The sequence below is a fragment of the Microbispora sp. CL1-1 genome, from assembly GCF_012034195.1.
Taxonomy (GTDB): Bacteria; Actinomycetota; Actinomycetes; order Streptosporangiales; family Streptosporangiaceae; genus Microbispora.
Map to the genome: position 1 here is coordinate 20,915 of NZ_JAATEK010000045.1, position 12,796 is coordinate 33,710.

Here is a 12,796-nt window from a genome sequence, read left to right on the forward strand (position 1 = left end):
GCCCGCGCCACGTGTCGGCGCCGCCCACTAGTCTGGGGGCGTCAGTGACTGTGACCGTGTGGGAGCGTCCATGTTCGGGCTGTACGGCATCCTCGACATCATCTTCTGGCTGCTGTCCGTCGGGGCCTTCGTGTTGTCCGGCTGGGCACTGGTGCACGCCCTGCGGATCCCCGCGAACGCCTTCCCCGCGGCCGGCAAGCAGACCAAGCCCCTCTGGCTGATCATCCTCGGCCTTGCGACGCTGTTCACCTTCGCCGCCGCGATCAATTACCTCGGCATGGGCATGGGGCTGCCCAACATCTTCACGATCGCCGCCGTCATCGCGGCGGGCATCTACCTCGCCGACGTGAAGCCCGCGGTCAACGGCTACCGGGGCGGCAGCGGCAACCAGGGGCCGTACGGACCCTGGTGACAGACCGGGTGACAGGCCGGGTGACAGACACCGGGTGACAGGCCGGCCGAGGCGCCGGGCTCAGAGCCAGTCTCGGGCCCGGAACACCCGATAGAGCGCCGCCGAGGCGACGACGATCAGCGTGGTGGACGTCCAGAACCCCAACGCGTGCCCGAAGCCGGGAAACGGGATGTTCTGGCCGTAGAAGCCGGTGATCAGCGTGGGCACCGCGATGATCGCGGCCCAGCTCGTCACCCGCTTCATGATGAGGTTCATCCTGTTGCCCTGCATGGTCAGGTGCGTCTCGCGGATGTTGCTGACCAGGTCGCGCAGCGACTCCGTCCACTCCGTGGCCCGCAGCACCTGGTCGTACACGTCCTGGAAGTACGGCGTCATCTCGCCGTCGCCGATCAGGCCGTTGCGGCGCAGCAGCGTGTTCACGGCCTCCCGCATGGGCATCACGATCCGGCGCAGCGTGACCAGGCTCTTGCGCAGCTCGAACGTGCGCCGCTGGTCCTCGGAGCTGACGGGCCGGTCGCCGAACACCGTGCCCTCCAGGTCTTCGACCTGCTCGTCCATCGCCTCGACTGCCTCGAAGTGGCTGTCCACCACGTAGTCGAGCAGGCCGTGCACCAGGAACGCGACGCCGTGCCGGGCCAGGTCCGCCCCCTCGTCCCAGCGCCGCATCACCTCCTCGATGGAGAAGTCGTCCGACTGGCGCACGGTGACCAGCGCGTTCTTCGTGATGAAGGCGGCGGCGGGGGCGACGCGCACCCGGCCCGACGCGCTGTCGAAGGCCGCCGCGTAGACGCTGAGGAACATGTGGCTGTCGTAGACGTCGAGCTTGGGCCGCTGCCGGTGCTGCAGCGCGTCCTCCACGGCCAGGGCGTGCAGTCCCAGCTCCTCGCTGATGGCGTGGAGGTCCTCCTCGGTGGGGGCGCACATGTCGAACCACACCACCGCCGACGGGTCCCTGACCTTCTCGGAGACGTCGGCGACCGGAAAGCCCTCGGCCTCCAGGGTTCCGTTCCGGTAGACCCGGGTGTGTCCCATGGACGGTAACCCTACCGATCCGGCGCCCCCGGCAGGAGGCGCCGGAATCCCGGCGGCGGAGCCGGGGCTGGGGGTCGCGCGGGGCACGGCGGTGGTGTCCGGGCGGCGCCGGGTCAGCCCTTGGCGAGCTGCTGGAAGCGGACCATGTTGCCGGCCGGGTCGCGGAAGGCGCAGTCGCGGACGCCGTACGGCTGGTCGATCGGCTCCTGCAGGACCTCGGCGCCGGACTGGCGGATCTTCTCGAACGTCGCGTCGCAGTCGGGGGTGGCGAAGACGACGGCGCGCAGCCTGCCCTTCGCGAGCAGGTCGCTCAGCGCCGCGCGCTCCTCCGGGGAGGCGGTCGGGTCGGCGTTGACGGTTTCGAGGACGATGTTGACGTCGGGCTGGGACACCGGGCCCATGGTGAGCCAGCGGGCGCCCGCGTATCCGACGTCGTTGCGGAGTTCGAGGCCGAGCACGTCCCGATAGAAGGCGAGCGCCGCGTCGCCGTCGTCGACCGTGATGTAGCAGTAGTGCAAGGTGAGTTCCATGCCCACGACGCTATGACCGGGGGTGTTCCCGGGGCTTCTCGATTCCTGACCGGTTGGCCGGTTCGCATCCGATCCTCGGTTGGAGCACCGGGACCGGTAGGGTTGCGGCTCATGGTGGATCTCGCGCGCCGGCTCGGACTGGCGGCACTGCTCGCCGTCCTCGCCGCATCCCCCGCGCACGCCGTCGCCGCACATGCCGTCACCCCAGCGGAGGCCGCGGCTCCGGCGAAGGACGAGGTGACGATGGAGCTCCGCAAGAACGGCGTGCTCCACGTGAAGGAGGCGGTCACCCCCGCCGGCGAGACGGTGCGGCGCACGCCGCTCACCCGGATCCGCTACGACGACGGCCACGACCGCGTCTATCGCATCTCCAACGTCAAGGGCGGCTCGTACGACGGGGAGACCCTGACGTTCAAGGGCACGGTGGAGTACGACGTGACCGGCGCCGTGACGCCCACGGCCTCGGGCGAGGAGCTGCGCTGGTTCGCGGTGTCCGGCCCCGTGCAGGACGCGGTCGTCACCGTGACCGGCCCGGGCCGGGTGCAGAACCTGTCCTGCTTCGCCGGCGAGCCGAGCTCGGCCATCGCCTGCACCAGCGCCTCGGTCGAGGAGACCGGCACCACCTCGACCTTCGAGCAGCAGGGCCTCGGCGAGGGCCAGGCGCTCACGGTCGTCGTCGGCTACCCGAAGGGCGCCACGGGGGCCGGGCCGATCCTGGAGCGCAGGTTCGAGCTGTCCACCGCGTTCACGCTGAACGCGGTGACCGGCGGCTCGCTGGCCGCGCTGCTGGTGCTGCTGCTGGGCGGCATCGGGCTGCTCTACTGGACGCGGGGCCGCGACGCCCGCGTGGTCGGCAGCGAGTCCGGCCCGGTCAGCGGCCACCGCGACGGCCGCTTCAGCCCGCCCGACGACGTGCGTCCCGGGCAGATCGGCACGCTGTTCGACGAGCAGGCCGACGTGGTCGACGTGACCGCGACCATCGTGGACCTCGCCGTGCGCAACTTCCTGCGCATCGACGAGCAGCCGCGCCAGACCTACGACACCCCCGACTGGTGCCTGGTCAAGCTGCCCGGCGCCCGGCTCGGCGACCTGCTGCCGTACGAGCGGGCCCTCCACGACGCGATCTTCGACGGGCGTGACCGGGTGCTGCTGTCGGAGCTGCACGGGTCGTTCGCCGCCCGCCTGGCCACGGTGCGCGACGCGCTCTATCAGGACGTCGTGACGCAGGGCTGGTTCGCCCGGCGGCCCGACTCCACCCGGTCGCGCTGGACGACCCTCGGCCTGGTGGTCGTCGCGCTCGGGGTGATCGCCACCGTCGTGCTCGCCTGGCTCACGACGTACGGCCTGCTGGGGCTGGCCCTGATCATCGCCGGAGCCGCACTGGCCTTCGGCGCCCAGTACATGCCGGCCAAGACGGCCAAGGGAGCGGCGGCCCTGGCGCACACGCTCGGGTTCCGCGACTACCTGGCCGGGGCGGCCGTCGACGACATCCCCCCGGGCCAGCGCGTGGAGCTGTTCTCCCGCTACCTGCCCTACGCGGTGATCTTCGACAGCGTGGACCGGTGGGCGCGGGTGGTCAGCGCGTTCGACGGCAACGGACGGCAGACCGACCACCTGTACTGGTATCAGGGCCCCGCCGAGTGGGACCTGTCCCGGTTCGCCGACTCGATGCGGACGTTCGTCATGACCACCTCAGGGGCGATCTCGACCTCCCGCCAGTTCCGCTCCCTCTGAGCCCTCTCCCTCGGGGCCCTCTCCCTCGGGGCCGGGCCCCTGCGAGCCCGGGTCGAGGCCCCGGCGACGCCGGTAGTGCCGGGCGACCCTGGCCCGGTTGCCGCACCGCGCCGCCGAGCACCAGCGCCGGCGTGGGTGGGCGGGCAGGAACAGCATCACGCAGTCGTCGGCCTCGCATTTCCGCACGGTCGTGACCGCCGGGTCGGTCAGCAGGTCGGCGACCGCCTCGGCGAGCACCGCCGCCAGCCGCGCACCCCACGGGCCCTCCCGGTGCGGCACGGCGGTCACGGCGGCGCCGTCCCAGGCCAGCTCACGGACGGCGGGCGCCGCGCGCTGCGCCCTGTTCAGACCGCGCAGCGCGCCTTCCGGCGGCCGCAGGCCCCGCCTCACCTGATCGATCGCGGCCGCCGCATGCTCACGCACCTCATGCACCAAAGCCAGATCGTCGCCGGTCAGCCGCGCCTGCCCGTCCTCCGGGAGCGCGCCGGCCAGCCGGTCCGCCTGCAGGCTCAGCCAGGCGCGCAGCCCCTCGGCGGTGGCGATCAGGTCGGCCTGGCCGTCCGGCGTGCGCGGCCGGGTGTTGACCAGGTCGAGGGCGAGCGGCTCCCCGGTGAAGGGGACCAGGTCGGTCATGCGGCTAATGCTAATACAAACGATTGACACATTAGGCAGGCGATCGCTAGAACTAATGCATCATCGACGCAAGGAGGCATTAGTCATGACGCCGTTCACTGTTCCGCACACGCTCCACCGGCATGTCGAGGTCGGGGACGTGCGGGTCTTCTACCGTGAGTCGGTGCCCGACGAGGGCGGCGAGGACGCCCCCGTGATGCTGCTGCTGCACGGGTTCCCGTCCGCGTCCCACCAGTTCCGCCGGCTCATCGACGTGCTCGGATCCCGCTATCGGCTGATCGCGCCCGACTACCCCGGGTTCGGGCACACCGAGACGCCTCCTGGCTTCGCGTACAGCTTCGACGCCCTCGCCGATGTGATGGAGGGCTTCGTCGAACGGATCGGGCTGACCCGGTTCGTCATGTACGTCTTCGACTTCGGCGCCCCGGTGGGATTCCGGCTGGCGACCCGGCACCCCGAGTGGATCGCCGGTCTCGTCGTGCAGAACGGCAACGCGTACGAGGAGGGCCTGTCGGACGGCGCACGGGACTTCATCGCGCTGCGCCCCGACGTGGAGGGCGACGAGGAGAGGGTGCGGGCGCTGCTGACGCTGGAGATGACCCGCGGCCAGTACGAGAGCGGCACGGCCGATCCGCGGCTCGTGGCCCCGGACGGATGGACGCTCGACCAGCACTTCCTCGACCTGCCGGGGCGCAAGGAGGCCCAGGTGGCGCTGGCCTTCGACTACCACACCAACGTGGCGCTCTATCCGCGGTGGCAGGCCTGGCTGCGCGAGCACCGGCCGCCGACGCTGATCACGTGGGGCCGCGACGACATGTTCTTCCCCGAGCCCGGGGCGCACGCCTACCTGCGCGACGTGCCCGACGCCGAGCTGCACGTCATCGACACCGGTCACTTCGCGCTGGAGGACCGGCTCCCCGAGATCGCTCCGCTGATCGCGGCGTTCCTCGACCGCGTGTGGAAGTGACGCGCGTCAGGCGGGGCGGACGCGGACCTCGCCGACCGGGGCCCCGCCGCCGAACAGCGGGGAGGTGGCCAGCCCGGCCAGCTCGGTGGCGTCGATCCCGGCGGCGCGCAGCGCGGCGACGGTGACCGGCACGCGGGCCCGGCTGCCACCGTCCACGATCTTCACGGCCCCGGCCCGGCCCTCGGCGTCGGCGAAGGCGTCGAACGCCTCCGCGCCCGACTTCACCAGCAACCCGGGAACGGCCCGCATCAGCAGGTTCTCGGCCCGGGTCGTGCCGCTCGTCCACTCGGGGTGCGCGCGCATCGCGTCGGCGACGCGCCGCTCCGGCGAGCCGGCCGGGGCGAGCGTGAGGGCGCGGAAGGCACGCGCCACGCCCGCCATCGAGACGAAGAACAGCGGCGCGCCGCAGCCGTCCACGCCGGTCGCCGCGACCCGCTCCCCGGTGAACTCCTCGACCGTGGCGCGGATGGCCCGCTGCAACGGGTGACCGGGATGGCGGTAGTCGTCGGTCGGCCAGCCGTTGACCACACAGGTGGCGAGCATCGCCGCGTGCTTGCCGGAGCAGTTCATCAGGATCCGGCCGGGCGCGCCGTGCTCCCGCAGCACCTGGCGGCGCGCCTCCTCGTCGAGAGGCAGGTCCTCCGGGCACCGCAGGAAGGTCTCGTCCAGCCCCGCGCCCGCGAGGATCTTCCGTACGCCGTCGATATGGAAGGGCTCGCCGCTGTGGCTCGCGGCCGCGAGCGCGAGCAGCTCGTTCTCCAGCGGCAGGCCCGCCCGCACCATCGCGAGCGCCTGCAGCGGCTTCATGGACGAACGCGGCGACGCGAGGCTGGAGGTGTCCCCGCACACCAGAACCGGGTCGCCGTCCGCCCCGATCACATGCACGCGTGCGCGATGCACCGACTCGACGAACCCCGACCGCACGACCTCGACCACCATCTCCGACATGACGGGCAGTCTATGGAGCCCTCGGACATGGCAGAATTCGGGGCCATGCGTGCGGTCGTACAGCGGGTCAGCTCCGCGTCCGTTGTGGTGGATGGTCAGGTCGTCGGCGCCATCGACGAACCCGGTCTGCTCGTGCTCGTGGGCGTCACCCACACCGACGGGCGCGCCGAGGCGGCCCGGCTCGCCGCCAAGCTGTGGGGGCTGCGCATCCTGCACGGCGAGAAGTCCTGCTCCGACATCGGCGCGCCGCTGCTGGTGATCAGCCAGTTCACGCTGTATGGCGACGCGCGCAGGGGCCGCAGGCCCACCTGGCAGGCCGCCGCGCCCGGCCCGGTGGCCGAGCCCCTGGTGGACGCCGTGGTGGCCGAGCTCCGGACGCTCGGCGCGCGGGTGGAGACGGGCGTCTTCGGCGCCGACATGAAGGTCGGCCTCACCAACGACGGCCCGATCACCCTCGTCCTGGACGTCTGAGCGCCGCGGCCTTCCCGGGCCTGTCATCATGATCGGATGCGGGATGCGTGGAGCACCTGGGGACATGTCGTCGTCGCGACCGTGTGCGCCGTTCCCGTGGCCGCTCTCGCCGTCCTGCTGCTCACTCGCCGCCGCGCCCGCCGGGGGCATCCCGCTCCGCTCCGGACGTCCGTCGCGGATGTGGTCATGGTGGCCGGGACCGCACCCTGGATCTGGATGATCCTCACCCCGGGGGTGGAGGAGGGCGTGCACGTCGTCCCCCTGGTGGACCTGGCGGGCCAGCTCGCGCTCCTGTCACCGGGTGCGGCGGTCGTGCAGATCGGCGGCAACCTCCTGGTCTTCGCCGCGCTCGGCGCGATGCTCCCGGTCCGCTCCGCGCGCTTCGGCTCTCCCGCGGCGGTGGCCGCCGTCGCGGCCACCGCTTCGCTCACCGTCGAGCTCCTCCAGTTCGGCCTGCGGCTCGGCCGGGTGAGCTCCGTGGACGACGTGCTCCTCAACGCGGCGGGCGCGGTGCTCGCCGCGCTCTGCACCCGGCGGTGGTGGGCCCGCCGGACGGGGACCAGGTAAACAGGCCCGGTTGAACGGGGGTTATCGGATCCGGCGGCGCAGGGCGGGGTCGATCGTCACGTTGCGCCCGGCGTCCGGCGGCACCACGACCTCCTGGCTCGCCGCCACGCCGCCGGCCAGCAGGTCGACGTCCACCGGCACCGTACGCTTCACGACCGCGAGGGCGATCGGGCCGAGCTCGTAGTGGCGGGCCGACGAGCCCACGAAACCGATCTGGCCCGGCGCGGCCGAGCCCTCCACGGCGGCATCCGGCTCGGCCTCGGCCGGCGCGCCGACGCCGAGGGTCACCGGTGCGCCGTGCGGCGGCAGCTCGTCCACGCTGCCGTCGAGATGCAGGAACACCAGACGGCGGGGCGGGTGGCCGAGGTTGTGCACGCGGGCGACCGTCTCCTGACCCCGGTAGCACCCCTTGCTCAGGTGCACGGCCACGTCGATCCAGCCGACCTCGTGGGGGATCGTCTTGTGGTCGGTCTCGAATCCGAGCCTGGGCACGTGGGCGGCGATGCGCAGCGCCTCGTAGGCCCACAGGCCGGCGGGGCGCAGGCCCAGCGCCTCGGGGAGGCCGCCCAGCCGCTCGCGCGGCACGAGCAGGTCGCCGCCGATGGCGACGGCCCCTTCCACGGATGTTCCGGCGTTCGCGTCCGGAGACGGCGGGGCGAGCGAGACCACCGCGTAGTCCGAGGTGACGTCGGCGACCTCGACCCGCAGCATGAACCGCATCTTCTCCAGGAAACCGACCAGCTCGGCCGAGGTGCCCGGCTCGACGTGGGCCCACACGGCCTCGCCGTCGTCCACGAGCGTGAGGTGGTGCTCGACGCGGCCCTGCGGGTCGAGCAGCAGCGCCTGGGCGGGCGTGCCCGGCTGGAGCGTGTCGAGCTTCTGCGAGCTGAGGCTGTTGAGCCAGCTCAGCCGGTCGGGCCCGCTGACCCGCACGACCTCGCGGTTGCTCCGGTCGACCAGCGCCCGCCCGGCGGCCAGTGCGCGCTGCTCGGCGTAGGGATCGCCGTAATGGGCCGCGACCGTCTCGTCCGGCGCCTGCGCGGCGACCGCGCCGGGTGTGTCAAGCAAAGGGCTCCGCATGTGTCCAAGGCTATTCGGTCCCCCACAGCGGTCGCGGCGACGGACGGCTCGCCTGTGGACGACCCCCTGCCTGTGGACGACCGTCAGAGCGGCACCCGCCGGAGGGCGACCAGCGCGACGTCGTCCTCACGGGCGCCGAAGGTGGCGATCAGCCGGTCGCAGAAGCCCTCCAGGTCGTCGCCCACGTCCTCGGCCTGCTGGCGGGCGATCTCCAGGCTCTCGTCGAGCAGCTTGTCGCGGTCCTCGATCAGCCCGTCGGTGAACAGCAGAACGGTGGCGTCGTCGGGCAGCCGCACCCGGTCCACCCGATACTGCTCGTGGGCCACGCCGAGCAGCAGGTTGCCGAACCGGTGATAGGCCGCTCCCGCGCCGGCCACCAGCGGCGGGATGTGCCCGGCGTTGACGATCTCGGTCTCCCCCGTCGCGGGATCGATCAGCATCAGGCAGACGGTCGCCGTCATGCCGGGGTGATAGCGCCGCAGGACGGCGTTGAGCAGGCTCATCGACCGGGCGGGATCGACGGCGTCGATCACCGACGCCCGCAGCGCGTAGCGCAGCTCGGCCATCACGGTGGCGGCGTGCAGCGAGTGGCCCTGCACGTCGCCGAGCGCGACCAGCACCCGGTCGCCGAGGGGCAGGACCTCGTAGAAGTCGCCGCCCACCTCCACGTTGTCCACCGCGGGCTGATAGCGCACGCTGATCCGCAGGCCGGGCACCCGGGGGATCGCGGCGGGCAGCAGGCTGCGCTGCAACGTGAGCGAGATCATGTGCTCCTCCGCGTAGGCGCGTGCCGCGTCGACCGCCAGCGCCAGCGCCTGGCCGAGCTGCCGCAGCAGGCTCAGCTCCTCGCCGTCGAGCGGCGCGTCCGTCTCCACCCCGAGGAACACCGGTGACCGGCCCGTCTTCGTACGGCACAGCACGCCCGCCACACGGGCGACGATGTCGCTGTCGGGCACGAGGCGGGCCCAGGTCTCATTGTCGACCTCGAACGTCTGCACGCCGGGGGACTCCCCGATGGAGATCGTGCTCAGCCGTTCCAGGGTGTCGGGATGGACCAGCCGCGGCGCCGCGTGCTCCCCCGGCCGGGCGGAGAACCTGCGCACCCTGCCGTCCGGCGGGATCGCCAGCACCCGCGAGTAGCGCTCCAGCAGGCGGGAGCAGCCCTCGGCGGCCACGGACAGGAGCGACTCGAAGTCCTCCGCCTGGTTCATCTCCAGCGTGATCTCGGCCAGCTCGCTGAGCCTGGCCGCCATCCGCTCGGCACGCTGCCGCGCCCGGTAGTAGCGCAGGGTGGCCCGCACGGTCGCGGCGAACTCGTCGGGCTGGATCGGCTCCGACAGGTACGCATCGGCTCCGCGTTCCAGCCCCTCGGCGCGGTCGGCCGGAGTGACGGCGTTGCCGGACACCTGGATCACCGGGATCGAGGAGGTCTCCGGGTCGGCCTTGATCTTCTCGCACACCTCGATGCCGTCCACGTCGGGCATCCGTACGTCGAGGATGACGAGGTCGGGCTTGAGCTCGCCGACGAGGGCCAGCGCCTCCTCGCCGCCGCCGGCCTCGATGACCCGGTGCCCGCCGCGGCGCAGCCAGCTCGCCAGGATGTAGCGCTTGGTGGGGACGTCGTCGACGACCAGCACCGTCGCCGCGATGTCAATCTCGGGTGCCATGCCCGTCCCCCTTCACGTTCCCGGCGCTCACGTTCCCAGCGCTGTCGCGTACGGCCTCCCGGATCGCCTCCAGAAGCCGGTCCCTGCGCAGCCCGTGCTTCGGCAGCAGCACAGGATGCAGCGGCCCCCGCTGCTCGAGCGGTCCCGGCTGCTCGGACGACACGTGCGGCGGTCCCGGCTGCTCGGACGCCACCGACACGACGACCACGGGAATGCCGCGCAGGGCGTCGTCCTCGGCCATCCGGTGCAGCAGCGCCGTGCCGTCGAGGCGCGGCATGAGCAGGTCGATCAGGACCACCTCCGGAGGCCGCTCACGCATCAGCTCCAGGGCCTCGACGCCGTCGGCCGCCTCGTCCACCGCGGCCGCGAACCCGAAGAGCATCCGCCGGGCCGCCGCGCGGAAGCCCGCGTCGTCGTCGGCCACGAGCACCCGGCCCACCTCCGGACCGGACGTCCGGTGCGGCACCCGCAGCGTGGCCGTGGTGCCCTCGCCCGGCGTGCTCGCCAGTTCCAGCGTGCCGCCGAGGGCCTCCGCCAGCCTCCGCGCGTACGGCAGGCCGAGACCGGTGCCCTTCGCCCTGAGCTGCAGCGACCCGGGCACCTGGTAGAACTCCTCGAAGACGCGCTCCAGGTGCTCGGAGGAAAGGCCCACGCCGGTGTCGGTGACGGTGAAGACGACCTCCGCCATGGCGGTGTCCACGACGGCCGCCAGCCGCACCTCCCCATATTCGGTGAACTTCAGCGCGTTCGACAGCAGGTTGCGCAGGATGGTGGTCAGCATGCCCTCGTCGACGAGCATCTCGCCGATCTCGCCCGGCACGTCGACCGACAGCGTGACCCTGTCGGCCGGTCCGGTGGGCTGGAGCGTCATGCGCAGCTCCTCGGCCAGGGCGACCACGTCCACCATCGACGGATGCGGGTCCAGCCGCCCCGATTCGGCCTTGGCCAGGTCGAGCAGCTCCCCCACCAGCGCCAGCAGGGTCTCCGCGGACGTGCCGATGAGCGTGATCTGGTGCTCCTGCTCCTCGCTGAGCGGATCGCCGCCCGAGCCGAGCAGCAGCCGCACCAGCCCGATGATCGAGTTGAGCGGCAGTCGCAGCTCGTGGCTCACGCTGGCCCAGAACCGCTGCCTGGCCTCGGCCGCCTGCCGAAGCTGCGACGACTTCTCGTCCAGCTCGGCGTAGAGCGCCACGACGCCGCGGTTGGTCTCCTCCAGCTCGGCCGACAGCTGGTTGTAGAGCGCCAGGACGCCCTGGTTGGTCTCGGTCAGCTCCGCGTTGAGCCGGAGCACCTCCTCCAGGGTGGCGGCCAGCTCCCTGTTCTGCTCCCGCAGCACGTCGAGGGCCGCCGTGGACGGCGAGCGGCGGGCCAGCTCCGCGCGGATGCCGTCGAGCGTACGGCGGCTGTGGTGCCCGGGCACCCGCTTCACCAGCGTGACGCGTCCCTCCTCGGCCGAGAGCGTGACTTCGTCGACCATGCGACCGGCCAGCTTCACACCCTCGGTCTGCCCCACGCCGGCGCCGCCGGGATAGTCCACGGTGATGACCAGCCTGTCCTCGCGCAGGTCGAAGACGACGACGCTCCCGGCGCCCCGGGTCAGCGCCTCACGGCCGATCTCGCTGAGCGCCGTCGCCACCCGGATCTGGTCCTGGGATTCCAGCCCGACGAGTTCGGCGATCCAACGGCCGAGTTGCCGTACGGCGAAGACGTCCTGCTCCCTGCGGATCTCCACGCGGGTGAGTACCTCGCCCATCACTGCCCCTGTTTGACCGTGACGACGCAGGCGTCGTCCCTGCGGCTGCCGGCGTCGCGCAGCAGGGTCGCGCCCACCACGGCCGGGGAGTGGGCGAACAAGCCGGGGAAGGAGGCGGGGTCCCAGCGATCGGTGAGGCCGTCGGAGTGCAGCACCACCGTGGCGTGCGGCGGCAGCGCGTACTCGTACTGCCGGGGACGCCTGCCCTTGTGCCCGGCGATGCCGGGCAGCGAGATCATCCCCTGACGGCCCTCGGCGTGCGCGATCCAGCCCGAGACGTTGCCCAGCCCGGCGAACGTGACGCTCTCCCGGCCCACCCGCACGACCGCGACCGCTCCACCCCGGGTGTGGCCCAGCCCCTGATGGAGGCGTTCGAGGGCGGCGGCCGGAAGAGCGTGCGGCTCCTCCATGAAGATCCGTACGGCCTCGCGGGAGGCGTGCGCGGCGGGGTCGCCGTGGCCGAGGCCGTCGCAGACCAGCACGCTGATCGTGTCGCCGTCGTCGGCGAAGGCGAAGGCGTCGCCGCACACGCTCTCCTCGCCGATGGGGCGGCGCAGCCCGCTCACCCGCAGCGGCGGGCCGGGCTGCCCGTCCGGGGTGAAGTGCATGACCAGCACGGTGCCTCTGCCGGGCACCGAGTAGACGTCCCAGCCGGTGGCCATGCGGGCGATCGCCCCGAGGCCGATGCCGAGCGTGCCCGAGGTGGAGTAGCCGTCGCGCAGGGCGCGGCCGAGGTCGGCGATTCCGGGGCCCCTGTCGACGGCCACGAGCTCGACCGCGCCCGGCCGCTCCAGGTGGGGGCGTACGAGCACGGAGCCGTCCACCGCGTGCTTGACCAGGTTCGAGACCGCCTCGGTCACCGCCACCGCGACCTGGCCGGTGCGGTTCTGGTCGAACCCCGAGGCCGTGGCCAGGGCGACCGCCGTCCGGCGCACCGCGCCGATCACGCTCGGATCGGCGGTGGAGACCCAGACGTCCTCATACCGGTGCGGCATCGTCATG

General features: G+C 72.4%; 13 protein-coding genes. 5 read left to right on the forward strand and 8 right to left on the reverse strand.

Annotated features, from left to right (window positions below; all coding sequences use genetic code 11):
* Nucleotides 1–70 precede the first annotated feature (70 nt).
* Nucleotides 71–412: a DUF2516 family protein gene (locus HCK04_RS34130; RefSeq protein WP_142651482.1), complete on the forward strand. Its 342-nt coding sequence runs from the start codon at nucleotides 71–73 to the stop codon at nucleotides 410–412.
* A 60-nt stretch (nucleotides 413–472) separates the two neighbouring features.
* Here the strand turns inward: HCK04_RS34130 and HCK04_RS34135 are convergent, their stop codons facing one another.
* Nucleotides 473–1,444, reverse strand: a complete 972-nt coding sequence (locus HCK04_RS34135; protein ID WP_142651483.1) for a magnesium transporter CorA family protein — start codon at nucleotides 1,442–1,444, stop codon at nucleotides 473–475.
* Nucleotides 1,445–1,557: 113 nt separating this feature from the next.
* Nucleotides 1,558–1,974, reverse strand: a complete 417-nt coding sequence (locus HCK04_RS34140) for a VOC family protein (RefSeq protein ID WP_142651484.1) — start codon at nucleotides 1,972–1,974, stop codon at nucleotides 1,558–1,560.
* Between the two features lie 111 nt (nucleotides 1,975–2,085).
* Between HCK04_RS34140 and HCK04_RS34145 the strand changes: the two genes are divergently transcribed.
* On the forward strand, nucleotides 2,086–3,708 hold the full coding sequence (locus HCK04_RS34145; protein WP_205831060.1) for a DUF2207 domain-containing protein: 1,623 nt from the start codon (nucleotides 2,086–2,088) through the stop codon (nucleotides 3,706–3,708).
* On the opposite strand, the gene HCK04_RS34150 is transcribed toward HCK04_RS34145, so the two are convergent.
* Complete coding sequence (locus HCK04_RS34150) at nucleotides 3,667–4,341, reverse strand: CGNR zinc finger domain-containing protein (RefSeq protein WP_142651485.1); 675 nt, start codon at nucleotides 4,339–4,341, stop codon at nucleotides 3,667–3,669. The two genes, HCK04_RS34145 and HCK04_RS34150, sit on opposite strands and share 42 nt — an antisense overlap.
* An 85-nt stretch (nucleotides 4,342–4,426) precedes the next feature.
* Here HCK04_RS34150 and HCK04_RS34155 point away from each other — a divergent pair, with 85 nt between their 5' ends.
* On the forward strand, nucleotides 4,427–5,308 hold the full coding sequence (locus HCK04_RS34155) for an alpha/beta hydrolase (protein WP_240972083.1): 882 nt from the start codon (nucleotides 4,427–4,429) through the stop codon (nucleotides 5,306–5,308).
* A gap of 6 nt (nucleotides 5,309–5,314) precedes the next feature.
* Here HCK04_RS34155 and HCK04_RS34160 read toward each other — a convergent pair whose 3' ends face one another.
* Nucleotides 5,315–6,256, reverse strand: coding sequence for an asparaginase (locus tag HCK04_RS34160; RefSeq protein ID WP_142651487.1), 942 nt, complete (start codon nucleotides 6,254–6,256; stop codon nucleotides 5,315–5,317).
* A gap of 45 nt (nucleotides 6,257–6,301) precedes the next feature.
* Between HCK04_RS34160 and dtd the strand changes: the two genes are divergently transcribed.
* Nucleotides 6,302–6,727 (forward strand): D-aminoacyl-tRNA deacylase, encoded by a 426-nt coding sequence (dtd, locus tag HCK04_RS34165; RefSeq protein ID WP_142651520.1) that lies wholly within the window; start codon nucleotides 6,302–6,304, stop codon nucleotides 6,725–6,727.
* Between the two features lie 36 nt (nucleotides 6,728–6,763).
* Nucleotides 6,764–7,294, forward strand: coding sequence for a VanZ family protein (locus tag HCK04_RS34170; protein WP_142651488.1), 531 nt, complete (start codon nucleotides 6,764–6,766; stop codon nucleotides 7,292–7,294).
* Between the two features lie 21 nt (nucleotides 7,295–7,315).
* Here the strand turns inward: HCK04_RS34170 and HCK04_RS34175 are convergent, their stop codons facing one another.
* The 4 genes from HCK04_RS34175 to HCK04_RS34190 form a co-directional block, all read right to left on the reverse strand.
* Nucleotides 7,316–8,374, reverse strand: coding sequence for a folate-binding protein YgfZ (locus tag HCK04_RS34175; RefSeq protein ID WP_142651489.1), 1,059 nt, complete (start codon nucleotides 8,372–8,374; stop codon nucleotides 7,316–7,318).
* 83 nt (nucleotides 8,375–8,457) lie between these two features.
* Nucleotides 8,458–10,041: a fused response regulator/phosphatase gene (locus HCK04_RS34180; protein WP_142651490.1), complete on the reverse strand. Its 1,584-nt coding sequence runs from the start codon at nucleotides 10,039–10,041 to the stop codon at nucleotides 8,458–8,460.
* Nucleotides 10,025–11,794, reverse strand: coding sequence for an ATP-binding protein (locus HCK04_RS34185; RefSeq protein WP_142651491.1), 1,770 nt, complete (start codon nucleotides 11,792–11,794; stop codon nucleotides 10,025–10,027). Before HCK04_RS34185 ends, HCK04_RS34180 begins: the two co-directional genes overlap by 17 nt.
* Nucleotides 11,794–12,795 (reverse strand): ATP-binding SpoIIE family protein phosphatase, encoded by a 1,002-nt coding sequence (locus HCK04_RS34190; protein ID WP_205831061.1) that lies wholly within the window; start codon nucleotides 12,793–12,795, stop codon nucleotides 11,794–11,796. Before HCK04_RS34190 ends, HCK04_RS34185 begins: the two co-directional genes overlap by 1 nt.
* Nucleotide 12,796 lies beyond the last annotated feature (1 nt).

What these genes read in the sequence shown, in the direction of transcription:
- dtd (WP_142651520.1), top strand. Translation starts at nt 6,302, where the DNA reads ATGCGTGCGGTCGTACAGCGGGTCAGCTCCGCGTCCGTTGTGGTGGAT.
- HCK04_RS34170 (WP_142651488.1), top strand. Translation starts at nt 6,764, where the DNA reads ATGCGGGATGCGTGGAGCACCTGGGGACATGTCGTCGTCGCGACCGTG.
- HCK04_RS34180 (WP_142651490.1), bottom strand. Translation starts at nt 10,041, where the DNA reads ATGGCACCCGAGATTGACATCGCGGCGACGGTGCTGGTCGTCGACGAC.
- HCK04_RS34140 (WP_142651484.1), bottom strand. Translation starts at nt 1,974, where the DNA reads ATGGAACTCACCTTGCACTACTGCTACATCACGGTCGACGACGGCGAC.
- HCK04_RS34150 (WP_142651485.1), bottom strand. Translation starts at nt 4,341, where the DNA reads ATGACCGACCTGGTCCCCTTCACCGGGGAGCCGCTCGCCCTCGACCTG.
- HCK04_RS34155 (WP_240972083.1), top strand. Translation starts at nt 4,427, where the DNA reads ATGACGCCGTTCACTGTTCCGCACACGCTCCACCGGCATGTCGAGGTC.
- HCK04_RS34130 (WP_142651482.1), top strand. Translation starts at nt 71, where the DNA reads ATGTTCGGGCTGTACGGCATCCTCGACATCATCTTCTGGCTGCTGTCC.
- HCK04_RS34175 (WP_142651489.1), bottom strand. Translation starts at nt 8,374, where the DNA reads ATGCGGAGCCCTTTGCTTGACACACCCGGCGCGGTCGCCGCGCAGGCG.
- HCK04_RS34135 (WP_142651483.1), bottom strand. Translation starts at nt 1,444, where the DNA reads ATGGGACACACCCGGGTCTACCGGAACGGAACCCTGGAGGCCGAGGGC.
- HCK04_RS34185 (WP_142651491.1), bottom strand. Translation starts at nt 11,794, where the DNA reads ATGGGCGAGGTACTCACCCGCGTGGAGATCCGCAGGGAGCAGGACGTC.
- HCK04_RS34160 (WP_142651487.1), bottom strand. Translation starts at nt 6,256, where the DNA reads ATGTCGGAGATGGTGGTCGAGGTCGTGCGGTCGGGGTTCGTCGAGTCG.
- HCK04_RS34145 (WP_205831060.1), top strand. Translation starts at nt 2,086, where the DNA reads ATGGTGGATCTCGCGCGCCGGCTCGGACTGGCGGCACTGCTCGCCGTC.
- HCK04_RS34190 (WP_205831061.1), bottom strand. Translation starts at nt 12,795, where the DNA reads ATGACGATGCCGCACCGGTATGAGGACGTCTGGGTCTCCACCGCCGAT.